Annotated in this window: 20 protein-coding genes; 1 reads left to right on the top strand and 19 read right to left on the bottom strand. The window is 50.8% G+C overall.

Features of this window, described 5'->3' with window-relative positions:
- Window positions 1-14 precede the first annotated feature (14 nt).
- The 6 genes from J122_RS03115 to J122_RS03090 are packed head-to-tail and all read right to left on the bottom strand — an operon-like array spanning window position 15 to window position 7,082.
- Window positions 15-1,385, bottom strand: a complete 1,371-nt coding sequence (locus J122_RS03115; RefSeq protein WP_061331075.1) for an O-antigen ligase family protein — start codon at window positions 1,383-1,385, stop codon at window positions 15-17.
- A complete protein-coding gene (locus tag J122_RS03110; protein ID WP_061331074.1) occupies window positions 1,382-2,497 on the bottom strand; it encodes a glycosyltransferase in 1,116 nt (371 codons plus the stop codon). Before J122_RS03110 ends, J122_RS03115 begins: the two co-directional genes overlap by 4 nt.
- A gap of 9 nt (window positions 2,498-2,506) precedes the next feature.
- Window positions 2,507-3,391 carry a glycosyltransferase gene (locus J122_RS03105; RefSeq protein WP_061331073.1) on the bottom strand — a complete coding sequence of 295 codons (885 nt, stop codon included), beginning with the start codon at window positions 3,389-3,391 and terminating at the stop codon, window positions 2,507-2,509.
- Window positions 3,392-3,447: 56 nt separating this feature from the next.
- Window positions 3,448-4,584, bottom strand: a complete 1,137-nt coding sequence (locus J122_RS03100; RefSeq protein ID WP_061331072.1) for a glycosyltransferase family 4 protein — start codon at window positions 4,582-4,584, stop codon at window positions 3,448-3,450.
- Window positions 4,581-5,612 (bottom strand): polysaccharide deacetylase family protein, encoded by a 1,032-nt coding sequence (locus J122_RS03095; RefSeq protein WP_061331071.1) that lies wholly within the window; start codon window positions 5,610-5,612, stop codon window positions 4,581-4,583. The genes J122_RS03100 and J122_RS03095 overlap by 4 nt, the downstream gene beginning before the upstream one ends.
- A gap of 24 nt (window positions 5,613-5,636) precedes the next feature.
- A complete protein-coding gene (locus J122_RS03090) occupies window positions 5,637-7,082 on the bottom strand; it encodes a hypothetical protein (protein ID WP_156471714.1) in 1,446 nt (481 codons plus the stop codon).
- Window positions 7,083-7,356: 274 nt separating this feature from the next.
- On the opposite strand from J122_RS03090, the gene J122_RS03085 reads away from it, so the two are divergent.
- Window positions 7,357-8,559, top strand: a complete 1,203-nt coding sequence (locus J122_RS03085; RefSeq protein ID WP_061331069.1) for a glycosyltransferase family 4 protein — start codon at window positions 7,357-7,359, stop codon at window positions 8,557-8,559.
- Here J122_RS03085 and J122_RS03080 read toward each other — a convergent pair.
- From J122_RS03080 to acnD, 13 genes are all read right to left on the bottom strand, one after another.
- Window positions 8,546-9,652, bottom strand: coding sequence for a CapA family protein (locus tag J122_RS03080; RefSeq protein WP_061331068.1), 1,107 nt, complete (start codon window positions 9,650-9,652; stop codon window positions 8,546-8,548). The two genes, J122_RS03085 and J122_RS03080, sit on opposite strands and share 14 nt — an antisense overlap.
- Window positions 9,636-10,772 carry a hypothetical protein gene (locus tag J122_RS03075; protein WP_227510073.1) on the bottom strand — a complete coding sequence of 379 codons (1,137 nt, stop codon included), beginning with the start codon at window positions 10,770-10,772 and terminating at the stop codon, window positions 9,636-9,638. Before J122_RS03075 ends, J122_RS03080 begins: the two co-directional genes overlap by 17 nt.
- Window positions 10,773-10,900: 128 nt before the next feature.
- On the bottom strand, window positions 10,901-12,031 hold the full coding sequence (locus J122_RS03070; protein WP_227510072.1) for a glycosyltransferase: 1,131 nt from the start codon (window positions 12,029-12,031) through the stop codon (window positions 10,901-10,903).
- A 1-nt stretch (window position 12,032) separates the two neighbouring features.
- Window positions 12,033-13,190, bottom strand: a complete 1,158-nt coding sequence (locus tag J122_RS03065; protein WP_061331066.1) for a glycosyltransferase family 2 protein — start codon at window positions 13,188-13,190, stop codon at window positions 12,033-12,035.
- Complete coding sequence (locus tag J122_RS03060) at window positions 13,187-14,086, bottom strand: XrtA system polysaccharide deacetylase (protein ID WP_061331173.1); 900 nt, start codon at window positions 14,084-14,086, stop codon at window positions 13,187-13,189. Before J122_RS03060 ends, J122_RS03065 begins: the two co-directional genes overlap by 4 nt.
- A gap of 30 nt (window positions 14,087-14,116) precedes the next feature.
- Complete coding sequence (locus J122_RS03055; protein ID WP_061331065.1) at window positions 14,117-15,406, bottom strand: outer membrane beta-barrel protein; 1,290 nt, start codon at window positions 15,404-15,406, stop codon at window positions 14,117-14,119.
- Window positions 15,399-16,298: a hypothetical protein gene (locus J122_RS03050; RefSeq protein WP_227510071.1), complete on the bottom strand. Its 900-nt coding sequence runs from the start codon at window positions 16,296-16,298 to the stop codon at window positions 15,399-15,401. Before J122_RS03050 ends, J122_RS03055 begins: the two co-directional genes overlap by 8 nt.
- Window positions 16,298-17,815 carry an XrtA system polysaccharide chain length determinant gene (locus tag J122_RS03045; RefSeq protein ID WP_061331064.1) on the bottom strand — a complete coding sequence of 506 codons (1,518 nt, stop codon included), beginning with the start codon at window positions 17,813-17,815 and terminating at the stop codon, window positions 16,298-16,300. Before J122_RS03045 ends, J122_RS03050 begins: the two co-directional genes overlap by 1 nt.
- A 41-nt stretch (window positions 17,816-17,856) precedes the next feature.
- Window positions 17,857-18,501, bottom strand: a complete 645-nt coding sequence (locus J122_RS03040; protein ID WP_061331063.1) for an XrtA/PEP-CTERM system exopolysaccharide export protein — start codon at window positions 18,499-18,501, stop codon at window positions 17,857-17,859.
- A gap of 64 nt (window positions 18,502-18,565) precedes the next feature.
- A complete protein-coding gene (locus J122_RS03035) occupies window positions 18,566-19,978 on the bottom strand; it encodes a TIGR03013 family XrtA/PEP-CTERM system glycosyltransferase (RefSeq protein WP_061331062.1) in 1,413 nt (470 codons plus the stop codon).
- Between the two features lie 172 nt (window positions 19,979-20,150).
- Window positions 20,151-21,086: a PEP-CTERM sorting domain-containing protein gene (locus J122_RS23740; protein WP_061331061.1), complete on the bottom strand. Its 936-nt coding sequence runs from the start codon at window positions 21,084-21,086 to the stop codon at window positions 20,151-20,153.
- 207 nt (window positions 21,087-21,293) lie between these two features.
- Window positions 21,294-22,472 carry a 2-methylaconitate cis-trans isomerase PrpF gene (gene prpF, locus J122_RS03025; protein ID WP_061331060.1) on the bottom strand — a complete coding sequence of 393 codons (1,179 nt, stop codon included), beginning with the start codon at window positions 22,470-22,472 and terminating at the stop codon, window positions 21,294-21,296.
- Entirely contained in the window at window positions 22,469-25,093 is a 2,625-nt protein-coding gene (gene acnD / locus J122_RS03020; RefSeq protein WP_061331059.1) for a Fe/S-dependent 2-methylisocitrate dehydratase AcnD, read from the bottom strand. The genes prpF and acnD overlap by 4 nt, the downstream gene beginning before the upstream one ends.
- Window position 25,094 lies beyond the last annotated feature (1 nt).

Below are 25,094 nucleotides of genomic sequence, written 5' to 3'. Positions count from 1 at the left end.
AAAAATTGGAGAAATTAAAATTCTCGCTTCCTAACCTTATCTGCAAGTCGAAACCTGGGTTCGTTATTAATATCGGAAACACAAAATTCCGATTCATTTTCCATATGGCCGTTCTTCAGGGCGAGGTTAGAAAACGCTATTACAAGACCAGCAAACAAATACCAATAATATTGTGAAAGACCCCAATAATTAATACTATAAACAGCATACATCCAGAACAGAGTTATTAGGGCTTTATTTAAACGTGTATAGAAATCGTCTGCACCTTCCCTCACCTGTGAGAACATCGATCGAACAACGAAAAGTTTTTTTATAACTCTACTTAGAAAGGTCATAAAGATAAAAAAACCAACAATTCCGAGTTCTATAAGAACTTCTGCATATAGGTTGTGACTTGCCTGCCTTGCGCCGAGTTTGTGTACTTTCGCTTCAGGTGTCGTACCCAACCCATGGCCAACGATTGGCCGAGTCATACCTAACTCAAATTCTTGGACCATCCCTTTGATACGTCCCTCTGCAGATGCTCCGCCCTCGGCGTCTCGATCAATTAAGGAGAGATAACGCTCCTTCTGAACTGGAGTCATAACAGAAAATGCAAGAAAGGCGGCAAGAACACCAACGGCTATTAACCTGACCTTCTTTTTCGATTCTTTAAAAACAAAAATTGCTACAACAAGGAGCGCAATAAATCCGCCCCTCGACATCGTTAATATGAGCGCATAGAGTAACAATGGCATTATTGACAAGTAAACAGCTTTAGCCTTCCAATTAAGCGGCCAGAGGAGGTAATGAAGAAACGGAACTGCAGTGGCGATGACGAATCCAAGTTCGTTAGGATTTATAACATCAGCTGGTGCACCAGCTAGCCTGCTCGCAAACTCTTTAGAGCTAAGATAGGTTGAACTTCCCCAATAACCAGTAGTAACATTCAAATACAAAGGCTCTAAAACCCTAAAAACCTGGCATCCAACAAATACAAGCAAAAATATCTTAAGTCGCTTTTCCGTATCAACAAGTAACGCGACAAAGAAAAGAAATACCGATGCCTTTACAAAAGGATCAAGATTGGCTCTGATAACGCTACCGGGCCACTCGACCAACGGAAGAGAGATGACAATGTATCCAGCCAAGACAAAGAAGCTTTTAAAAACTGGATCAACCATTTTATGCTTGAATTTCTGTCGCTGGCTAAATAGTAGTAGCAGGAGAATCAACACCGCAATTAGGGTCGGGCGAATCACGCCATAGGCGGGAATACGTGCAGAAAATCTCACAAAAAAGTCGATTACAAAATAAAGAAAAAAGCAAAAAGTGAAGCTACTAATTAACGAGTCAGAGTTCTTATCAGACAATGATCTATCAAAACGGCTCTTAATCGAGATCATGATACACCGTATAAATCTTGGTGCTGCTCCACCATTACTTCACTGCTAAACCGGACTTCGGATGATACCAAAGCCGCCGATCCCATCTGCTTTCGCAGATTCGCATCAGAAACAAGCTGCCCAAGGTAGCCAGCTAGCATTGTGGTATTACCCACATTATAGAGATAACCGGACACCCCGTGCTCTATTGCTTCTGGATTCCCACCGACCGAACTACAAACGACAGGCAGACCCGCCCGCATGTACTCCACAATAGAGTTAGAGAACCCCTCAGAATCAGAGCATAGCAATCCAATATCAAAAGCTGGCAGACAACCCGAGACATCGGAACGACGACCCAGAAAATGAATGCGTTTGTGCACATCCAGATCTTTAGCGCGTAAGGCCAACTCACTGTCGTCACCGTCGCCAATCACGACAAGATGCATATTACCGCCTTGTTCAACGACTTTGGCCAAAGCCACAATAGCATCAGTGATTCTTTTGATTGGCCGAATATTTGCTACAATAACTCCAAAAACACCATCGGGGTATTCCTTGCGGATAAGAAGAATCTCATCAGGAACTGAGGCTTTTTCAAGGTCTGCTTTATACCCATTATAAATAACACTTATCAGATTCTCAGGAATCCCTTCATTTCTGCATACAACGCGCTTAACCGCTTCGCTGTTGGCAATTACAGAGGACACAAAGCGACCGCTAAATCGCAACAGATAAAGGTAATTTTTCGTATACCAATACCCCATATCACGACGAGATATAATAACGCGAATCCCCTGTAATCTGAATATTATCGGACACATAATTGAAGGGTCGATAAAAAACGCATGAACAACGTTTACGCCGGCCTTACGAAACCGCTTTGCCTCTCTCCAAAGCCTAAACCAAGTAGACAGGTTTCTTAGTCCACTACTCCCCAAGATTGTATAGTTACAAGGAAACCCACTTTCCTTTAAATAAGTGGATTCTTGGAACACCAAGAGGTGTGGGGATACTCGACTTCGATCTAATCCTTGGACGAGCTGATACAGCTGCCCCTCAGTCCCGGCTTGGGGATTTTTAAAACTATCGATAACATAAAGAACTTGCACAGTCTTCTGATCGTGATCCATTAAGGCTCCTCAAGTATTCCTCTCGAGTCCTAAAATTACCCTCATCGCCCTAATCGGATCGAGGAATCCGGCCTTAAAAAAATGATTAGCCGCTAAGCCTTTCCGGTCATTATACCAATATACTTTACCCAACCGATACTCTAAAACTGCTCGTCGTTTCCGAACCGTTGTCTTCTTATAGGGATAACGTCCCACCGCTCTGGACAAGATTCTTAAGCCATTATTCCAACGTGTTTCTAGCCCGTTTACACTGATAGCTCCGTCATGTTTTCTATAATAAAAAGATGGAATGCCGGAATACGCTATTAAGGAACATTCTGCTATACGTAACGCGAAGTCATGATCTTGCGCAGCTCTAAAGGACTCCTCGAGCGAGCCTACCTTTTCAATAATATTCTTACGAAACATGCACAATCCGGGCGAAACTATATAGCAATCAAGGAGAAGCCGATTAGGGTCACCATCCTCATAATGATCGGGAGCAAATAAAGAGTATAGAACTCTTCCCTCTGCATCAATAGCATACCCCTGCCCATACACCATTCCAACATCACGATTATCGTTCATAAACCGAGCATGTTCAGCGAGTATGTTTGGCGCCAGCAAGTCATCACTATCCAATATAACTACATATTTTCCGGAAGCATTCGATATGCCTTTATTTATCGAAGCTGCTTGACCTAAATTTTTAAATTCCTCATGAACCAAAACCTTGACCCTAGGATCCTTGACTCTTCTAAGCCAATCTAAGGTTCCATCTGTTGAACCATCATCAACAATAATATACTCAAAAAATTTGTAATTCTGAGACAAAACAGAGTTTACTGTTTCAGGAATTAAATCTAACCGATTATATGAAGGAGTAATAATCGACACTACGATATCAGTTTCCATACCACACCTGATCCCAAATGATTGGTCAAATGGTTCCAATTTTTATCTAATTAGAGTCAAATAAATGCAGCCACTTCAGAGCATATTCGCCGAATAACCGTAGACCACTGATATTCAGACTGCACCGCACGAGCGCCGGAAGCTCCAAGACGTTTTAGTTCATTTTCAGAACTTAAAAGATCGCAAATTAAGCGACCAAGTGATTCTATATCACCTCTATTTACTACATAACCTGCATTATTGCCTTCTATGATTTCGGGCATCACGCCACAACTTGTTCCAATGCAGGGTATTCCATATGACATAGCCTCGATAAAAACCTCTCCAAATGCTTCGTTATATGAAGGAAGCACGAAAATCGACGCGTCCTCGAAACATTTTTGATAAATTTCTAGGTCAATCGGGTTTCTTTTATCCAAAAATCCATAACAGGAAACCCCTGGCTCGTTAATGCCCCAATCTTTACCGACTAACGTTAATGTGAGGCTTGGATAACTTTTTCGAGCAATTTTAAAAGCTTTAACTAGATCCTGACCACCCTTTGCTTTAAACGAATGACTAGCAACGAACAGTATATTTCTTGTATCGTAACTCTTTTTAGAAACGTCCCTTACTGGAAAAATGCTGCCAAAGCCGGCATACACCACCTTTTCCTCGGGCAACTGAAAATCCTCTATAAATGATTTTCGAAGAGTTTTGCTCATCGTAAAAACTCTGGTTAGCGAATCATAGACGCCTTTTTCGAAATCATAAGCCCGGCTGACTACTTCCTTTGGCCTGAGCGCTAAAGGAATAGACTTGGCATAACTCGACAGATTGTTATCATGAAATGAGAAAAGAGGAACATCTCTCTTCCTGACACTTTCAGAGTCACTGATTGAATAGTTCGAACCTATCTGTATAACTGAATTGTAATCTTCACAAACCTCTTCAACTGCATTTATTGCATATTTGCTAGCAATTTTATATCGATATACATCTAACTGGTCCTTGATCTTCCATATATCTTTACTGGCTGAAATATTTTTCAGAAAACATGCTTTTCTAACCAAGAATGGAAGTTCAAAATCAACGACCTCACTCATATTTCCTTGAAAGCGAAGTTGATGAAACAGATTGTAAAACGCTGACCCCTTTTTTTCCTGGAATTTCCAACCTTGGATCAACCCGAGCAGGTTTACTGTTGAGGTCATATATTTCCCCAGTCAAACTTACTATCCCGATCTAAAAGTAAAGCCCCTAGTCGATCTATTCCCCAAACGGTTTTAAGAAACTCAAACCAGTTTTCTCCAACCCCATGCCTAGACATCGAAAATCTATCACTTATGCCCCGTCTATCATAGTATGCAGCTACAGCTGACTCGAATCCCGCGTTCTTTACTTCCATTTTAGAGAAATCTGTGATGTCGCTCGGCTGCCCATTCGGAAAGCAAAAATGACGACCTAGGTCGCCAAGTTCATGAGACAAATGATCGCGACATCCGATTACCTGATCTCTAACACCTCCCTCAGAAAGATGCCCAAGGCTAAAGTGATCTTTCGTATGACCACCGACCGATACTCCGTTGTTCTGCATCTCGCGCAACTCAGACCAGGAAACAGATCTATACTGCTCAATGGGCGATTTCGGTGGCTGAACGTTGGTAAGGAAAGAAATTCTCTCTAGAAGATCGTTAATGTCTTGGCCAGGGATCTTTAGCATGGCGCTGACAAGTTCAAACCATAGTTTCTCTTTATTTTCACGCCAATATTCAGGGCTATATTCGACACCCCCTATTGATAAGGGCTCTGAAATATCGACGCTATTTTCAATTATCCATTTTAACTTATCATGCCACAACCAAATCCCATCGCCGACAAAATCCGTCGCAACGTAAAATGTCGCCGGAAATCGATACTTCTTCAGTAATGGAAAACAAATCTCATAAAAGTCCCTATATCCATCGTCAATAGTTATAGTAACGATAGGTTTGGAGCGACCACTTCGAGACCGGCTTGGCGAACATCGATTAAGCGCCTCGGTAAGTGAAAGAACCTCAAAATGATCTTTTAAATATGCAAACTGTCTCTCCAGAACTCTCTTGCTTATTGCACCGTTCGTTCCCTCAACTGAAAATCGATGATACATTAAAATTCGGGGGTAACGTTGGGTGAGTGTTGAGGCGAGTTTATACCCCCCATATGGACCGACAGCTTTTACTACTCCTGACAATGACAACATCAAACCTTCCTTGAAAAAACACCATCACTGAGCTTGAAAATCCTGAGGTGGCAAAGGCGCGTTAACCTTATTCAACTCCCACCCTCTTGAATTAACATTTCCATTAGCATCAAAAACGTAGAGGTAGACACTATCTTTATCTTGACTGAGCGCTCCCAGATTTACCTCAACCGAAATTCTCCTATCGTCCCAGGCAACCGGACGCTGGATCTCACAGTGAGCACCTTTTCCTCTGATTTCTTCAACTGTCGAACGATTGCAAAAAAGCACTCGATGAAGGGTTTTATCAAGATAAATATCATCTAATTCCACAGTGAACGGCACTGGCATAAAATCGTCCATCCCTAAAAGCGCAATTGTCAATCCAGTGGCATCATCAACATCAGAATTTTTTAACGCTTCAGCCCAGTCGCTATCACTCGCTAAATACACTCGCCCATTTAGCCATGCCGTCAGACTCGGACTCGCCCCCAAGTCGATCTCAATTTCAAATAGATTCCAGTTTCCTGGCTCAGGAGAGAGGCCGCCAAAGCTGTTTGCCCATATCGATGACCCTGTTCCCGCCAAACCTAAATTCGCAAGCGAAAAGCGATAACCCCTTCCAGTTGGGTCCGACCAGAACCGGGCATACTTCCCTCTTGGCGACAGAAACCCATACTGGTCGAATTTCCCCAATGAGGATGACTCAGGAAAAACAACCTCAGCGCCAGACTCAAGCCCTACAATCCGCTTGCCAGTTAGATCTCTTATTGAGACGCCTCTAGGTGGTTCAATGAATAACCAGCCATTAGCGAGCGAACCGATGTCTTCATATGCTATAACCCTTCCTAGACCATCCACTCCCTCAATCTTAATGGACTCGCCGTAACTTTCACGTCCACCTGTAGCAAAGGCGGATGGTTTCCTCTCCGCGGGAATCGCATAATAGTTAGTAAGGTCGTAAGGCAACTTTATCCAAAAAGCAGAATACATCTTTGTTGATTCAAAGTTGGTATTCTCCCCTCCACTGGCTTTCGGCCACCCCAAAAAGTTTACATTACCCTTACCATAATAGTGTGAACCGGGATTACCATCCCTTGTCGGCCTGGAATTGGTTACCAGTATGCCCGTGCTGTGCTCCTCCGGCAGTGAAGGTTTCGTCCAAATTGTATTTGGATCGACATTCACTCGTTTTACTAGCGTCATGTCGTTGAACGTAGATTGGTGCTTATTGGCGACTCCATTTTCCCAGGTTACGTCCGTATGATCGAAAAGAACTGGAGCGCCTTGCTCTTTCCGTCCAAAACCCGAACCGGTTATCGTTATTGAGTTTCCAGAACGAAGCTCACTGGCGGTGCCTGTATCGATCCCTGAAAGTGTCGGGGCTGCCATTACCGAAGTTGTGATGGCTGCCAAGCTAGCTGCCATCATAAAGCTTGCCCCGCTAATTGCCCGTCCTTTCGAGATTAAAGATGCTAGCGAATTATTCATTTTGATCTCCCCCGGCTACGCTCGAAACGATCGCCAAATATCCATGCAGACGAGTCACCCACACTTGCTCCGCTCGTACAACATCTCCACCAGACCTCAAGCAACTATAAACGCTGTAGGTGTCTATATTTATAATAACTATTGTCTCAGATTTTGCGACTGCGTACTCTACACAACGCTCATTTTCGTTAGTTTGTTCAACCCTTTGAGCTCAATACCTTATAATTAATTCCGATAAGGCCTGATTTAAAAGAAAATTCTGCAGGGATCAAAAATGGATATATTTGTTCTGTACAAGGAAGACTACCCATGGGACGTGAGGATCGAAAAAATTGCCAAGAGCCTCAGGGACCGTGGCCATAATGTTACTATCGTTGCTCGCAACCTTTCCGGCAACAGTCCTGTAGCAGAGAGTGACGGCCTGCCGATCATCAGGCTCCCCGTGATAGGTGCCGCTAATTCGCTAGTTCGGAAACTTGCGAATGTACCGATATGGTTTAACCCTTTCTGGATCCGCACACTTAATGCAGCCATCTCAGGATCTGAGAACCCTGTGATCATCGTTCGAGACCTTCCACTGGTTAAAACTGCACTAAGTGTCGCAAAATCGAGGAACGTGAAAGTAGTTTTGGACATGGCAGAGGTTTATCCCTATATGTATGCTTCTGCGCGAATGTTCAGTAAGGGCTTGAATCTCGAGACATTGGCTAAGAGCCCCTCAATGGCAGCTCGTTACGAATCTAAAGTGCTACCCAAGGTTGACCATACACTTGTAATGATTGAAGAGTCCCAGGATAGGGTTCTTAACAAAGGCATCGATCCTGGAAAGGTAACGATTGTCAGCAATACTCCACCCGCCACAAAGTTTTCAGGAACCGCACATCAACACCAAGGAAGAAACCTTCGTTTGGTCTACGTCGGATTCCTGACTAAACTCCGAGGTCTCGACCTTCTTATCAAAGCAGCTTCCGCTTACGTCAAAATGGGTAACGAGCCTAGCTCTCTCAAAATTGACATCGTTGGCAAAGGATCTGAGCGAGAAAACCTCATTAACCTTGTAAAAGAACTGAACCTCGAACAGTCGGTTACAGTTCACGGTTGGCTGGAACATGAGCAGGTTGACCAGCTTATGGCCCAAGCTAACGTTGGAGCTCTCACTTATCGTGTTTGTCCTCACTGGAACCACACCATCCCGAATAAAATATTTGACTACATGCTCGCTGGTCTTCCGGTTCTTGCGACCGAGGTCAAGCCCATAGAAAGAATCATTAATGAAACCAAATCCGGACTGGTCTGCCGAGACAACGATGTAAGAGACATCGCCGAAAAGCTTCAAATTCTCAGATCCCCAGAAACCCGTGCAACCCTTGGCGCAAACGGTGTAAGCGCAGTTCAGTCAAAATACAACTGGGCGAATGATGAAAGGCGCCTTCATGCAGTGATCGACTCACTTGAAAACCAGGTCAAGTTCCGGTGAGTCTTCTATATGCAGTTCTCGCCAGGGACTGAACCAAAAAATTTGGAGGATACCTGAGAATATTTCTCAGAAAATACCGATAGCTGGAGTACCGGAACCTCAGCTCTTCAACCCTGTATCTTGCGAAATAGTCGTCATCGGAAGTTGGCTTGTTTGCCATCGTTTCAAACCGTTCCCAAGACAGCAGTGAATTTACCTCTGTTTGAGTCGCTTGGTCAGCAATTTCAAGTCGGAATCCTTCACCAATCTTAATGGGGACCCAATTCACACACGGGGCCTGACCAGCCTCCAACTCAACGTTTGCCACAAGTGTTTGTTTTGTGCTTTCTGACCAAAGGTCAAATAAGAAGTTACCAAGAGAGTAGAAAATCACACCCTTTTTGTATCTCTCGACTGGCTGGACCACGTGTGAATGGTGTCCAAACACCACATCGACCCCAGAATCGATCAACGCATGCCCTAACTCAACCTGGCTTGGGGCCGGATAATCCAGGAACTCAAGCCCCCAATGGATCGAGCAAATCAAAAAGCCCGGACAAGCAGCTCTCAATTTCTCGACCTCTGCAATCAGATCCGCGTGGCCTTCTCTTTTACTATATGGGAGCGCAGTATTTCGGTCGGCCCATTCCTCAGGCCTTAACGAAATATTGAAAATGTGACTTTCTATTCCGCCATGAGAAATTACATGGATATTGGGGCCGCTTCCAGATTCAAGGCCAATCACATCCATACCGGCCTTTCGAACATTAGATACGGTATCCCAGAAGGCGGCCTCTCCATGCTGCATAGAGTGATTGTTTGCAACACATAGAACATCGATACCGGCCTGTCGCAGAAACTGAAGGTGTGAAGGATTCCCTCTCATTTCAAAGGAAGCCAAGCTAAGTGGTCGTAACCCCAAATCAGAAGTAACTGTTTCCAGGTTGGCAAGCACGAGATCTGCGCTTTCGAAGCATTTAGAAATCCCCTCTACAATCTCGAATCCACTCTTAGAAAACGCGCTGCGCATTCCATGCCCGACACAGACCGGGTGATCACCTAGCGAAATGTCCCCCACTGCTGAGATTCTTAATGTCTTATTTTCCACAGTCATTGAAGTCCATATCCAAGAAAAAATAGGTGTGTTTCCCTTTCCGCATAAAGGCTTCTCCAACGACAACCGTCATGATTAGGTTTTGCTGAACATTCAACTGCGATCTCAACTCCAAATTCACCCATTCCTTTAAATGGTCTGCTCCACGCGAAGGCTCGATCGACACAAAGAGCTGAAAAGATCCTAGTTCAGATTGCGAAACAGTAAACTTGAAACATTCGTTGAAGGCATTCATGTACGCATCCAGAGCCCGACCGAAGACGACCGCATGAAACTTGTGATCAACAGTCAGATACGCGAATTGCTGTGCAGTCCGTCCGCGCAGCTCATCAATGGTCTTAGTATCGCCAAGAAGCTCACAGCCAGTATCCAGCACCGTTAAGCTATCACCCAACTGATAACGAACCAGACTTTGGGATTTGCGGAAAACATCTGTGACCATAACCTCGCCATTTTCTGACTCAACCCAAAGCCATGGATTAACCAGATGCATGTGTCCGCCGGCACACTCGAATGCGATAATGTCGAATTCTGTTGATCCGTACTCCTCAATAACCGGCGCTCTGAACGCTTCGCTGATATATCGCTTCTGGGCTGGCAAAATGGCCTCTGCAGTGCAAACCACTGCTTTAATACCAGTAGGTTTGAGTCCCTTATTTTTTATGACTTGGGCAGCCTCCAAAATAAGCGAAGTGTATCCATAAACATACTCTGGCCTCCAACTGACAAGCCTTGCAACGGTAGCCTCTACATCGCCCTCCGCTGGATAGAAGACCTGTCGGTTTAATAGTAAGTCCCGCACCTTCGCACCGAAGGTATTAGCAGCCCTCCCCCAAATTCGGGCTTCTCGTTGTCCCAGACGCAAACCATGCTTCCGATAACAATATGCACGAACAGCCAGCATTCGTGCCAACTCCTCGCGGGACAAGACAATACTCGTCGGTTCTCCCGTCGTACCCGCGGTATGACGAGAGAAACCAGCACTCTTGTTCTGACCAGAATTAGCAGCCTCCCGAAAAGTGCCCTTCGTCAAAGGCTTTTGCTTGGATACCTCTTCGATGCTACTAACGACATGTCCATCTGCTCCCCGTGGCTTGACTTTCAAGAGAATGGCATCCAATAGCCGCTGCCTGTCAGCTGGGTTCGAACTCCAGATACCCGACACCTCTTTCTCAAACCTGGAAACGGGCAGTCGCAGAAGGATAAAGGTCAGCCTTGCTAGCCCGTACCTCAGGAGGTACCACAATTTCATGATGCCAAAGCTCTCCGGTAAACTTTCTCGTATTGATCCGCCATCGATTGCGATGAAAGCTCATGTAGCACTTTCTGCCTTCCGCGCTCGGACCTCTTACGAGCTGCCAAGGCATCCTCCAGTACAGATTCCATAGCTCCCGCAATTTCTCTTTCACTACCGTTTACCAGAATTCCGTTGGCACCATTTTCAAGAACTCTAGGAATCTCCCCTACACAGGTCGAAACAATAGGAAGTTGAAGCGCCATAGCTTCAAGCAGCGTGATAGGGAGCCCCTCGGTCGTCGAAGAAATAACCAATACTTTGGATCTCGCCATCAACGCCGGGATATTTGGATAATAGCCCGGCAGTAAGACATCTTTTTCCAACTTATTATTGGAAATATCCCGCTCTAAGGTATCTCTGAGAAATCCCTCTCCTGCGATCAACAAACCTGCCCGTGGAAACTTGTCTTTAAATTCGCGAAACGACAAGACGAGATTGGTAAACCCTTTTTCCGGAGAGAGGCGCCCCACCCCTAGAATTACTGGTTCGTGATCACGGACAAATTCATTGATTTCTGTAGGTAGGGAATCCTTTGACTTACGTAAGATGTCCTCAACCTTCAGCCCGTTCCTGATAATGGCAATTCGCGTCGATTGTCGAAGAATTAAGGGAAGCTCTCTTTTCATTGCTTCACCCACCAGCACCACGGCGCTCATTCGCCACAGAGCGAGCCGGTCAAGAAGTTCATAAGCCCACATGCGAGTGAATCGGGGCGCATGTACATATCCGTGTAATGTGGTGACAACCGGAACCGTTTTGTTAAAGCGTCCAAACAATCCCAAAAGAATATTAAACTTGTACCCATGGGAATGGATGATATCTGCGCCCCATTCATCAGCCCACTCACAAATCCTGCGAGTTTCAGACCTATTCAACCCAGGTTTCATTCGCCAAACTGTTATTGGAAGCCCCAAGCGGTCTGCCTCTTTTTCGATGCCCTTGGACTCTATACCCGGCTCACCCGCACTTAGAATCATGGGATCAAGGCCTTGCGACTGCTGCGCCTCAACCAACGTCAGTAGCATCCGCTCAGCACCATAGAGCCCGCCGCTGTCGATGAGGTGTAAAACCTTTAGACTCACCTCACCCCTTCCTCGGATTCCAAATCACCTTCTTCTCCCCTTTAGAAAACGCAACAAACGCCTGGAGAGAAGCGAGGTTTAACAACATGAAGTAGTACGGCAACGCATAAAGGGTAGAAAGCGCTTGGCCCTCTTTTTCTTTCTTATGACCCGACCATGCGAGATACAGAAAAAGTGCATAACCTGTTGCTGCCAATGCATAGAACCCTTTTACGGGCGCCAGATAAATGGCCGCAAGCGCAAGGGTTACCATCGGAGCAAATGCGGCGTAGCGAAGCAGTTTGTGGGATATAAGTTGCCAGGCGAAGATTGGGTCTCCTGCCGGATTCATAAGGTGCTTCATATCTTTCAACGCCCATAGCGCCCGCAGGCTCACTCGCACCCGCATGCTGAATTCGCTACCGCCATCGCTCAGGGCTTCTTCCTTCAGCAGTGCCTCTGGCTCATAAACAACGCGGTAGCCCTCGTCCACCACTTTCAGAGGTTGAACAAAATCCGGTAACTGGTCAGCTCCTAACGGTTGATAGAGCTCCTTTCGCATCGCATCAATTCCACCATCAACCCCAACGATGGAACCAATGCGGGTTTCCTGATCGCGCAGCCAGTTTTCGTATCTCATGTAAGCGCTGCAGCCGTCCCCCACCATGGAACCGTCGGCGTGTACGTAGACCATCTTGCCTGTTACATACCCCACCTGAGGGTCCGCAAAGTTGCGGCACAGCTTTCGGACTGCCTGGGTGTCCCATTGGGAGTTCGCGTCGGAGAACAGCAGGATGTCGCCATTAGCTTTCGGTACAAGTGTATTCAGCCCTGCGGTCTTGCCTTGCCTAGGTATCTGGCGGAATAGACGAATCGGTATGTCGGCGGCTGCAGCAACCTCTTCCACAATGCGATCAGTGCCGTCTTCGGATTCGTCGGATATCACCAGAACTTCCAGTTTTTCCGGCGGGTAATCCAAAGCCAGCTTGTTCCTGAGCGTGGCCTCGATATCCTTCGCCTCGTTGTAAGCAGCAATCAGAATCGACACCTTTGGTAAATAATCGTCGTTAGCCGCTATTGGAGTGGGCTTGAGCATCGCCAGAGCTTTCACCGCCAACGGGTAACCAAAATAGATGTAGAACAGCAGTGCAAAAGACGCCCAGAACACAAACTCCATCATGCGGCACCTACCGTTTGGAAGGCTTCCGATGGCTTGGTTTGGGTGTCCAGAACGCCCTGGTCTTTCAGAACGTTGCTCATGGTTGTGAATCTGAAGTGCCGGATCAGTTTCGCCAATCGCTGTTCGCACACATCCAGGTTGTTGTAGTGCCGGAATCTGGAGAACCATTTCACATCAAGACGGGGCTGTCCTGGGTCTACCTCCCAGGGATGCAGATAAAACACGAAAGGCTTACCCTGCCGATTGATAGAGCCCAGGCCGAATTTGCTGAACCAGTAAGGGAACAAACGGAAGTAACCTCCGCCGGCGATCGGTAAGGTGTATCCGGGCAACTTGAGCGTACTAAGGGGAAACTCGGCCAGCTCGTAGCCTTTGTCTGTCATAAGCCGATGCGGCCATCGCGGGGTGCCCGGCATGCCGTAACGGTCATGGTGCACCGGGAAGATGGACGAATCCCAGGTAAATCCCTGCTCGGCCAGAATATCCAGGGCCCACCGTGATTGGTTTGTTATGGAGTAGCTGGCTGCACGATAGCCGGTTATCGGTTCACCGAGGATGTCTTCCAGAATGGCTTTGGAGCGAATGGTTTCTTCCTGGAACACGTCAGGTGTCTGGTTGTAAATCAGTTGATGGCTGTAACCATGACTAGCCACTTCATGGCCGGCGTCGGCTATGCGCTTGACCAGATTCGGTGATCTTTCGGCAACCCAGCCCAGTGTGAAAAAGGTTGCCTTTACACCGGCCGTCTCAAATAAACCGAGGATACGATCGGTGTTGGCTTCTACACGATATTCCATGCTGGACCAGTCATCATATTTAACGGCCTCTGCCAACGCGGCCACCTGGAAGTAATCTTCCACATCGATCGTCAGTGCGTTCCTGATTTGCTCTGTCATGGCCATTACCTCAAACACATCCTGTGCCGTTTACCGGAACCGATACTCCACCCCAACCAACACCCAGTTCTCGTCGTACTCCCGGGTAGGCACATCACTTACTTTTCTTTCGTGCCCAACTTTCGCCACCAAATTAAAGTCGCGAGTGGCCTGGTACTCGGTACCGGCTTCCAGCCGAAGTGTGCGGTCATCTGCCTGGTCGCTCTGGAACTTGGTGTAGTCATAGCCGATGCTGGCGTAGCCGCTGGCCAGTTCGGTAAACGGCCTGGAATAGCGGGCATTAAGCCCAGACTTGTCCTCACGCTCCGGTGACTCCAGATAATCCGCCTGGCTGGCATACACATCAACAGTCAGGGATGACCGGTCTGAATAGCGCTGGTTAATACCGGTAGAGAGCGTGGTAGTTTCAACCGAGATGCTGTCACGCAGGTTGAACTCGAACTCACCAAACCGGATGTCAAAGCTGGAGGTGCGGTCGGTTAGCTCCCGGGCACCGCGCAGGTACCAATCCAGGCTTGGGGTAATGGTGCGTGTGAGGTCCAGCTCGCCGATCAGGCCGTCGCTGCTTTGGGTGGTTGAACCAAAGCGGGTTTCTATTTCGCTCACCCCAATGGCACCAGACAATCTTGTGGTCGCCCATACGTTGGAAAACGTCAGTCTGGCGCTCTTTACATCAACCTCTGCATCGGTGTCGTACTCGGTACGGCTGTATGAGGTGCTCACACCTGCAGTCAGTGTCTGGCTTACGATGTGGTTCCACGCCACAGAGCCGATGTAGCGTTCGCTGTCCGATTCTTCTGGCTCACTGAACTCGACGTTTTCATATCGGGCCGACAAGTTCAGCCAGTTGGTATCGTTCACGCGCAAAAGGTAACGGGGGCCGGTGCTGAATACGTTTTTGCGAGTTCGGTTGTCAGGGATGTTGCTCTGGGTTGCGTCCTGGTTCACTTCACGCAGGTTGTTGCTGACATCCCAGTAGAAACGGTTAGCCAGTTCGCAATCACCGTTGAAGTCCATCTCCCCGTACGCTTCGTTATCGAAGGTGCTGTCTTGCCAGTACGAATAGCCCAAGGTGCCGGTAAAGTCTGCATTACAACGGCCGGGGTCAGTGCGATAGCCAGCTCTGATGTAGGCCCGGGTTTCCATATCACTGGTTTCACCGCTACTCGCTTTGCGGGCATTATCGGTGAAGCGGGTGTCCAGGCCCCCGGTGACCTCTGAATTACCTTGGGCGGTGGTTGCAACTCCGGAACATGCCAGCAAGAACCCGATCGCCAGTATTCTGCTGTGGGGCATCCCTGCGCCCTGCTTGCTATCCATTGATCACCGCTCCCACAAATTTATCCGGGTTGAAAGCCGTGGCAGCATGCTCAGCGGTGGTTGCTGTGATCTTGCCGTGAGGAACCACCAACATAGCGTAGTCGCACAATTCGGTCAGAATCCTTGCATCAGGTGATTCAGAAATGGGCGCAGTATCCAAAACAATGAAGCGATCTGGGTAGCGGCGGCGAACGGCTTGCAGGAACTGCTTCATTCGGAACGATGTAAAGAATTCCGACGGCGTTTCGCGGCGGCTGCCAGCCGGGATCAGTCTCAGCCTCGGGATACCCGTTGGGTAAAGGATTCTGGCGATGTCATAGTCTGGGTCATCCAGGAAGTCGGTCAGGCCCGTTTCCGGCAAAACATCCAGAGTGGTGTGCAGGGACGGCTCCCGGAGGTTGCAGTCAATGATCAGCGCGGTTTTCGCCTGGTCAAAGGCAAAGGCTGCGGCCAGGTTGAGCGCAACGAAGGAAGATCCGGCCCCAGAGGAGGCTCCGCTCACCACCAGGGTGAAATTGTTGCCGCCAGAAAGCTCGAGAAGCTTGGTCCGCAGGTCCCGAAACCGGTTAACGAGAGTACGGTTGCGGGATTCAGGATAGATAATGCGGCGTTCGTCCAGGTCATCAGGTGTCAGCCGCCTGGGCTCCTGCATCCGCACAATCTGCTTGCTTATGACGTATTTGTCTACAGCGCCCGGTCCCAGCTCAAGGGAGCTGGGTACCAGCATTCTGGAATCGTCTTCGTCAAAGTGTCCGAGCTCCTGCTTGAGACGCTCTTTGCGCTTCAACCAGAAAGACTGCTCATCCGCACTGGGAGCGCCTTGCTCCTCTGATTTTCCAGAGCGTTGCTCTGCTGGATCCAGTTCGGGCTGATCATTTCGTTGTTCTGGCATCAGATCACTCCCAGTTGGGCGAGCACAACGATGGTGATATACACCGCTGCAGTTAACACGACAAAAATGCCGACCATCATGGTGACCCGCCGGTCCCGGCGTTTCTCAAAGGGGGTGCGCACTTCCGGTATTTCGATCAGCACCGGTAACCCGATGCCGTCTTCAAGCTGCTTACGGGCACGAATTCGGGGATCGACCTGGAGCAATCCGGCAACCGCCCCAAAAGGCGCTGCCAACCCAAGGAAAAGCCCGGCCATGGCAAACATGGAAAACTGGGGGCCAGAAGGCGTTCTGGGGAACTGTGCCGCTTCGTTAATTCGGTAATTCAGGCCCTGCCCTTCTATATCAAGATGCATGGACACCCGCGCTTTTTCCCTGCGTTTGAGCAAGTCGTCATAGATTTCGCGGTTTACTTCCATGTCTCGGGTGAGTTCCGAGTACTGAGCTTTATTGGCCTGTATGCGCTCCATCCGCTGAGTCTGCTGCTCCATAAGGCGCTGTAAGGAGTTGATACGGGTATCAATGGTCGCCATGTCGGCCCGGGTTTTGGAGAGTGCAGCACTGAGTTCCTGGTAGAGCGGGTTTACAGCCTCTTCGCCATCAAGAGAGGTGGTACCGCCTTGCTGTGCCGCAGCCAGATCCCGTTGGCGTTTGAGTTCGGCCAGCTGTTCCTGGGTGATAACGATGTCCGGATAGGTGTCGTGGTATTGCAGCCTCAAGGCATCCAATCGCTCTTCCAGTGTCCGAATCCGCTCCCGGAAAGCATCCTCGGTTCTGCCCTGGCGAATGGTCGGCCGGATGTTGTTGAGTTGTCCCTGCAAAGAAGCAATACGGGTTCTCAGCTCTTCCTTCTCTAGCTGAGCCAACTCCAGCTGGTTGCGCAGCTGGGCCATTCTGGAGTTTGCCTCCTGCTCCGTGCCGTCGGTGTTTTCAGAGAGGAACTGTTTCAGGCGATTTTCGGCCTGGGCCAGCTGCCTCTCGTAGCTTTTCACCTGTTTGTCGATGAAGTCGTAAGCATTGCGGCTTTCTGACCGTTTCCGGTCTTTGGTCTCTTCAATGAACACCTGGCCCAGCTTTTGGGCTACACGGAAGGCTTCCATCTGGGAAGTCGAGGAAAAGCCAATACTGAAGTAGCTATCGCCCCGGGGGCGCACCGATAGCCCACTTCGGATTTTGGCGATGCGCCCTTCCAAAGCATCCGGGTCCATGGGAGCGTTACGGTAAATCTCCGGGTCTGAGGCCACCCGCTCAATCAACGTTCGGCTCATCAGAAGCTCTCGGGCCGCCGATGTTCGATCATTAATCTTGGTGGTAACCGCACGCCCTTCCATCAAGGGCGCAATAATATTCCGGTCATCCACGAAGATAATGGTGTCTGCCTGGTACTTGTAAGGCCATATAAACCCGGCACCCAGCACCGCAAAACTGACAACCACAAACAACAAGAACGCCAGGCCCTTGCGCTGGCGCACTTCGCGAATAATCTCTTGCGGTAACTGCGATAACGGTAATGCCATAACTACACTCGATTCGAGACCAATGGTTCAGACAACGTCTGTCAGAAACTGCGTTCCGGGATGGTCAGGATGTCGCCCGGGCGCATGGAGTAATTGGTTTCAACCTGCCCCTTGCGCAGGATGTCGTCCAGTTTCACAGGGATGGCGACTACCTCGCTACCCACCTTGCGGTAAAGCATGGACTTGTTGAGGGCAGCGAACTCGTTGGCACCGCCAGCATTTAGAAACATGTCCAGCACCGTCATGCCACTGCGATGGGGTATAGACACAGGCTGGCGCACAGCGCCAGTCACACGCACCCGGTCAGTGAACTCATGGCTGCCCATGGAGGTCACCACCACGCTTACCTGCGGTTCACGTATATATTCAGCCAGAGATGCCCGGATTGAGCTGGCAAGCTCTTCAGGCGTTCTGCCACTGGCCTGAACATCACCAACCAGCGGTACGGAAATCTTGCCGTCCGGGCGTACGGGTACCGAGATGCTCAGGTCCTCGTTGCGCCACACAGATACCCGGACAACGTCTGTCGCACCGAGTATGTACTGGTCCACACTGTCGCGGGTATCCAGTGCGAGTGCTCGCTGAATCTTGTCAGGAGAAGATGCGGACGGCCCTGCACAACCTGTTGCCAAAGCTACCGCCATGAAGGACACAAACAGCCCTTGGGTGAGATACTTCCGTGACATCGTATACCCTCTCTTGTGAGGTCCGTGCTGCATTCCATGTTTCGGGAACAGCTTACTCCCGAAACTACCTTGATCCTTTTTTGAACAATACCACTTCTACTGTCTGAATTATAACCAACAGATCAAGAAGCAAACTCTGATTCTTGATGTAATAAAGGTCGTAACGAAGCTTTTCCCGGGTGTCTTCTTCGTTGTCTGCGTAGGCAAAGCATAGCTGTGCCCAGCCAGTCAGGCCCGGCTTTACCCGGTGGCGTTCCGAATAAAACGGAATCTTCTCTGCTAACTGCGCCACGAATACCGGGCGTTCCGGCCTTGGCCCTACAAACGCCATGGTGCCGTTAAGAACGTTAAAGATTTGTGGCAGCTCATCAATCCTGACTTTCCGGATAAACTCGCCAACGCGAGTTACCCGGGTATCGTTCTTTTTTGCCCAGACGGCTCCGTCCTTTTCGGCATCGGTGATCATCGAACGGAACTTATGAACCTTAAAGACTTTATTGTTAAGCCCCACCCGCTCCTGGCTGTATATCACCGGCGCTTTGAAGCCGTCTTCCAGTTTGATGGCAAGTGCGGTGAGGATCATGATGGGAAACGTCGCCAGCAGCAGTGTGCCTGCGGCGAGAATATCGAGCGTTCGCTTGCCAGCACCGTAGACAGATGACACGGAGAAACCATCCGAGAACACCAGCCAACCGTGGCTGATCATTTCCAGGGCCACTTTCCGCGATTCCCGCTCATAGAAATTGGCACCGTCAATAATACTGACACCTTCCATTTTGCATTCCAGAAGGTCTTCCATCGGCAAGCCGCGCCGGCGGTCATCTACAGCTACCACGATCTCCCGAACGGGATGGCGCAATACGTAGTCGTGTAATGATGTGGGCAGGTTGATCAGGTGCTGATCACCCACTTCGATGGGTTCGTCCGGAAGTGGGACAAAGCCATCAAGCGTGAACCCCTTGCGGTTGAATGGGGTAGTGAGATCTTCCAGCAGTTGCCTGGCCCGGTGCCCTGCGCCAAGCACCAACACACGGCGTTTGAATGCCTCTTTGCCAACCAGGGCAAAAAACAGGACGCGCACTATGCCTAACGAAAAAATGGCCAGGACCGTGGCGGAGGTAAGCAGGCCGAAGCTGCCCAGATACCAGAGCCAGTCATCGGCAATGAAGTAAGCGAAACCGTGAACCGGTATGGCGAGAATCATGGCCATGATGGTTCTTAGCATCATGCCGGACATGCCCTCTTCCACCCGCGACTGATGCACACCCAAGGCAATCATAACCAGCAGGTTAAACAGGGCAAACGTAATGATGGAGGGAAATACAAAATACAGGTGTTCAAGGAAGAAACCGACTTCACCAAAAAAGCGGAAGAACACCGCCAAACCAAAGGCAAAGCCCATCACGACCAGATCAATCAGGCCAAGGATGACGAAAGGTAAGTGAATATAGTGTCTGAACAACCTGACGTGGGCCACGTCGACTCCTTGTGCGGTTCACACTGCACTGTACTGCCAGCATCCTTTGCTACACACCGTAACAAACCGTAACAGAATTGTACTTCAATCTCCTGAAACTTCAATGAGTCCTTTAAAAACAAAGATCGGAATCTCCCAGATGAGATCCCGATCATACGTTTGACCCAAGGGTTTACTTGTTACGGCGACGAACACCCAACAAGCCAGCCAGGCCCAGACCCAGCAGACCAAGCGTACCCGGCTCAGGAACACTCGCCACAGGCTCGTCAGGAATGTCGACGTTGTCGAGGGTTTCACCCATCACATAGGAGTAGCTCAGCTTGACCAGGTCACCCTGGAACAGGTTGCCAATGTTGAACGCCAGGCCAATGACGTTATCGCCATCGCCGTCGTTCTGACCGGCCAGGTAGGTATCCGGGTCATAGCTCCAGGACGAGGTGATACCGGTGTTATGCTCGATCGAAGAGTTTGTGTACAAGCCAAGGGTCAGGCCAGTCTGGGCGCCCTGGGAGTTTACAAAGTCTTCCTCGGCAATGCCTGCTCCGCCTCGGGTATTGATGGTGTTGAAACTGCCGTAGGTGTTTACATCGGGATCCGGATCAATCGCCCGCAGGAATTTCAGGCCGGTCAGGTCAGTCAGGGCCTCGATAGAGGTCAGGACATCAATGCGCTCGTAATTGTCATTGAAGATGTATTCGTGGGTGATATTGAACATCCCACCGTAGGTTCCACTCCAAAGCACGTGGTTATCGAAGGCGGAACCGCCACTGATATCCGTCAGGGAGGTGGAACCAATGTTGCTGGGCCAATCATTGTTATTGTGAACGTTGCCGAACTGATCGGCCTTCACACCAAACATTTCCCAGGGACTGCCAGGAGTCAGATAGTCCTCTGCGCCCCAGCTGCGTGTGCCGCTTGGATCGTGCAGCAAGCCAGGGGAGGTCGTTCCGCCGTAACCCAGCGTGCCGTTGTCGCTGATGGCGGTACGAACATAATCACCTTCCATGATGATCGGTGCCGCCAATGACGTTGCTGAGAAAGCAAGTGTCAGGGCCGCGCAACCTGCCAGCAGTGCCGGCTTTTTGAATGATTCAGGAATACGATTCACTGTCTAATCTCCCTTTAGATAAAAAATCCGCGTTGTTGGTCGGCGCTTATAACCGCCGGCCAAGCGGTCCGTGCAGCAATAAACTGTCCAGTTTCACGTCAGGCTTTAAATATCAGGGAGATAGAGGAACTTTAGAAGGGAAAAAACCGGAGGTGTATCCGGAATGTGTAAAATCCTTCAACACCTCACAGGTCTGACTGTAACGAATCAGAAACAGTCGCCGGGCACCCTCACCCAGCCTTCCATGATAATCCGCGCGCTGCGGCTCATGATGGCTTTGGTGGCGGTCCACTGGCCGTTAACTTCTTTGGCTTCAGCACCCACACCCAGGGTTCCGGAGGGGTGGCCAAAGGTGACTTCGGTGCGATCTCCGCCGCCGGCCGCCAGGTTCACCAGGGTTCCGGGAATGGCGGAGGCGGTGGCAATGGCCACGGCAGCGGTGCCCATCATGGCGTGGTGCAGCTTGCCCATGGACAGCGCTCGAACCAGCACATTGATGTCTGCCGCGTTGATCTGCTTGCCACTGGACGAGACGTAATCCACTGGTTTGGCTACAAACGCCACTTTTGGCGTGTGCTGGCGGTTGGCGGCTTCGGCGACGTCCTTGATCAGCCCCATCTTTACCGCGCCATGGGCACGAATGGTCTCAAACATCGCCAGTGCTTTGGGGTCGCTGTTGATGTCGTTCTGCAGCTCGGTGCCTTTGTAGCCGATATCTTCCGCATTGACGAAGATGGTCGGTATACCGGCGTTGATCATAGTGGCCTTCAGGCTTCCGACGCCCGGTACTTCCAGGTCATCCACCAGGTTACCCGTGGGGAACATGGCGCCTTCGCCATCGGCCGGGTCCATGAACTCGATTTTCACTTCTGCGGCCGGAAAGGTCACACCATCCAGTTCGAAATCGCCGGTTTCCTGCACTTCACCGTTGGTGATGGGTACATGGGCCACGATGGTTTTCTGGATGTTGGCCTGCCAGATACGCACGGTACAGATACCGTTGTCTGGAATGCGGTCTTTGGCGACAAAGCCGCCGTTGATGGCGAAGGCGCCTACCGCAGCTGTCAGGTTACCGCAGTTGCCGCTCCAGTCCACGAACGGCTTGTCGATGGAGACCTGGCCAAACAGGTAGTCTACATCGTGGTCTGGTTGGGTGGGCGCCGCAAGGATGACCGTTTTACTGGTACTGGAGGTGGCGTTGCCCAGGCCGTCGATCTGCTTTTCATAGGGATCGGGGCTGCCGATGACTCGCAGCAGCAGCTTGTCCCGTGCTTCGCCGGGCACCTGGCAGGGCTCCGGCAGGTCTTGCAGGCGGAAAAACACGCCTTTGCTGGTGCCGCCACGCATGTAGGTGGCGGGGACTTTGATTTGTGGGGGGAAGCTCATGCCGCCCCCTCAGAAGCCAGGAAATCCTGCGCGAAGCGCTGCAGTACACCGCCTGCGGTGTACACGGTGACTTCTTCTGCTGTATCCAAGCGGCAGATCACCGGAACACGGTCCACTTCGCCGGTCTTGCGGTGAATCACCAGTTCCAGTTTGGCTCCCGGTGCAGCCTTGCCTTCCACATCGTAGGTTTCGGTGCCGTCCAGCTGCAGGGTGTGGCGGGTGGTGCCTTCCTCGAACTGCAGGGGCATGACGCCCATGCCGATGAGGTTGGTGCGGTGAATGCGCTCGAAGCCTTCGGCGACAATCGCTTCCACGCCCGCCAGAGCAACGCCCTTCGCCGCCCAGTCACGGGAAGAACCCTGGCCATAGTCGGCGCCGGCCACGATGATCAGCGGCTGCTTGCGCTCCATGTAGGTTTCGATGGCTTCCCACATGCGCATGGTCTTGCCTTCCGGCTCAACACGGGCCAGGGAGCCCTGCACTACTTCGCCGTTCTCGTCCCGAACCATTTCGTTGAACAGTTTCGGGTTGGCCAGAGTCGCGCGCTGGGCGGTCAGGTGGTCACCACGGTGGGTGGCGTAGGAGTTAAAGTCCTCCTCCGGCAGGCCCATTTTGTGCAGGTATTCACCGGCTGCCGAGTCCATCATGATGGCGTTGGACGGCGACAGGTGGTCGGTGGTGATGTTGTCCGGCAGGATCGCCAGCGGGCGCATGCCCTTGAGTTCCCGCTCAGCGGCCATGGTGCCTTCCCAGTATGGCGGGCGGCGGATGTAGGTGGACTGCGGGCGCCACTCGTACAGCGGGCTTTTGGCCTGCTCGGCAGCATCCAGATTGAACATCGGGATGTACACCTGCTTGAACTGCTCCGGTTTCACGAATTCGCCAACGATGCGGTCGATTTCTTCATCAGACGGCCACAGATCTTTCAGGGTGACCGGCTTGCCGTCCTTGTCGTAGCCCAGGGCATCCCGCTCGATATCAAAACGCACGGTACCGGCGATGGCGTAGGCCACAACCAGGGGCGGAGACGCCAGGAACGCCTGTTTGGCGTAAGGGTGAATCCGGCCGTCGAAGTTACGGTTACCAGACAGCACTGCTGTGGAGTACAGGTCGCGATCAATGATTTCTTTCTGGATTTTCGGATCCAGGGCACCAGACATCCCGTTACAGGTGGTGCAGGCGTAGGCCACGATACCGAAGCCCAGCTTTTCCAGTTCCGGCAGCAGGCCAGCTTCTTCCAGGTACAGGCGGGCAACCTTGGAGCCCGGCGCGAAGGAAGATTTTACCCACGGCTTGCGCACCAGGCCCAGCTCGTTGGCTTTCTTGGCCACCAGGCCGGCAGCCACTACGTTGCGAGGGTTGGAGGTGTTGGTGCAAGAGGTGATGGCCGCGATGATCACTGCGCCATCGGGCATCAGGCCCTTCTTCTCTTCTTCCAGGGCCTTGTCCAGGTTAACGGCAATGCCGCGGTCGTGCAGATCGGAAGTGGCCACACGGCGATGCGGGTTGGACGGGCCAGCCACGTTTCGCACCACGGTAGACAGATCAAACTCCAGCACGCGCTCGTACTGGGCTTCGGTCATTCCCGTGGCCCACAGGCCTGTTTCCTTAGCGTATTTCTCCACCAGATCCACCTGCTCCGGCTCACGGCCGGTCAGTTTCAGGTAGTCGATGGTTTGCTCGTCGATGTAGAACATCGCAGCGGTGGCACCGTATTCCGGAGTCATGTTGGAAATGGTGGCGCGGTCGCCAATGGTCAGGCTGGACGCACCTTCTCCGAAGAATTCCAGATAGGCGCCAACCACGCGCTCCTTGCGCAGGAATTCGGTAATGGCCAGCACGATATCAGTGGCAGTGATGCCCGGTTGGCGCTTGCCAGTCAGTTTCACACCCACGATATCCGGCAGGCGCATCATGGACGGACGGCCCAGCATCACGGTTTCCGCTTCCAGGCCACCCACACCTACCGCAATCACACCCAGGGCGTCGATGTGCGGGGTATGGCTATCGGTGCCCACGCAGGTGTCCGGGAAGGCAATCGGATGACCGTCTTCGTCCGGGCGGTTCTGGATCACCGGAGACATTTTCTCCAGGTTGATCTGGTGCATGATGCCGTTACCGGCTGGAATCACGTCTACGTTCTTGAACGCGGTGCGGGTCCAGTTGATGAAGTGGAACCGGTCTTCATTGCGGCGGTCTTCGATGGCGCGGTTCTTTTCAAACGCGTCCGGGTCAAAGCCGGGAGCCTCAACGGCCAGGGAGTGATCCACGATCAGCTGGGTTTGTACCACCGGGTTCACTTTGGCGGGGTCTCCGCCCTTCTCTGCGATGGCGTCACGCAGCCCGGCCAGGTCCACCAGGGCAGTCTGGCCGAGGATGTCGTGGCACACTACCCGCGCCGGGTACCAGGGGAAGTCCAGGTCGCGACGGCGTTCAATCAGCTGCTTCAGGGAATCGGTAAGGGATTCCTTGTCGCAGCGGCGAACCAGCTGCTCAGCCAGGATCTTGGAGGTGTACGGCAGCTTGGCGTAGGCGCCGGGCTGGATGGCCTCCACCGCCTGGCGGGTGTCGTAGTATTCCAGGTCGGTGCCTGGAAGGGGTTTTCTGAATTCGGTGTTCATA

The organism is Marinobacter excellens LAMA 842, assembly GCF_001574445.1.
GTDB lineage: Bacteria > Pseudomonadota > Gammaproteobacteria > Pseudomonadales > Oleiphilaceae > Marinobacter > Marinobacter shengliensis.
This window is presented reverse-complemented; position numbering and strand designations above follow the sequence as displayed.

What these genes read in the sequence shown, in the direction of transcription:
- J122_RS03110 (WP_061331074.1), bottom strand. Translation starts at nt 2,497, where the DNA reads ATGGATCACGATCAGAAGACTGTGCAAGTTCTTTATGTTATCGATAGT.
- J122_RS03115 (WP_061331075.1), bottom strand. Translation starts at nt 1,385, where the DNA reads ATGATCTCGATTAAGAGCCGTTTTGATAGATCATTGTCTGATAAGAAC.
- prpF (WP_061331060.1), bottom strand. Translation starts at nt 22,472, where the DNA reads ATGAGCTTCCCCCCACAAATCAAAGTCCCCGCCACCTACATGCGTGGC.
- J122_RS03085 (WP_061331069.1), top strand. Translation starts at nt 7,357, where the DNA reads ATGGATATATTTGTTCTGTACAAGGAAGACTACCCATGGGACGTGAGG.
- J122_RS03060 (WP_061331173.1), bottom strand. Translation starts at nt 14,086, where the DNA reads ATGACAGAGCAAATCAGGAACGCACTGACGATCGATGTGGAAGATTAC.
- J122_RS03055 (WP_061331065.1), bottom strand. Translation starts at nt 15,406, where the DNA reads ATGGATAGCAAGCAGGGCGCAGGGATGCCCCACAGCAGAATACTGGCG.
- acnD (WP_061331059.1), bottom strand. Translation starts at nt 25,093, where the DNA reads ATGAACACCGAATTCAGAAAACCCCTTCCAGGCACCGACCTGGAATAC.
- J122_RS03100 (WP_061331072.1), bottom strand. Translation starts at nt 4,584, where the DNA reads ATGACCTCAACAGTAAACCTGCTCGGGTTGATCCAAGGTTGGAAATTC.
- J122_RS03080 (WP_061331068.1), bottom strand. Translation starts at nt 9,652, where the DNA reads ATGACTGTGGAAAATAAGACATTAAGAATCTCAGCAGTGGGGGACATT.
- J122_RS03065 (WP_061331066.1), bottom strand. Translation starts at nt 13,190, where the DNA reads ATGATGGAGTTTGTGTTCTGGGCGTCTTTTGCACTGCTGTTCTACATC.
- J122_RS03050 (WP_227510071.1), bottom strand. Translation starts at nt 16,298, where the DNA reads ATGCCAGAACAACGAAATGATCAGCCCGAACTGGATCCAGCAGAGCAA.
- J122_RS03040 (WP_061331063.1), bottom strand. Translation starts at nt 18,501, where the DNA reads ATGTCACGGAAGTATCTCACCCAAGGGCTGTTTGTGTCCTTCATGGCG.
- J122_RS03095 (WP_061331071.1), bottom strand. Translation starts at nt 5,612, where the DNA reads ATGTTGTCATTGTCAGGAGTAGTAAAAGCTGTCGGTCCATATGGGGGG.
- J122_RS03105 (WP_061331073.1), bottom strand. Translation starts at nt 3,391, where the DNA reads ATGGAAACTGATATCGTAGTGTCGATTATTACTCCTTCATATAATCGG.
- J122_RS03045 (WP_061331064.1), bottom strand. Translation starts at nt 17,815, where the DNA reads ATGGCATTACCGTTATCGCAGTTACCGCAAGAGATTATTCGCGAAGTG.
- J122_RS03090 (WP_156471714.1), bottom strand. Translation starts at nt 7,082, where the DNA reads ATGAATAATTCGCTAGCATCTTTAATCTCGAAAGGACGGGCAATTAGC.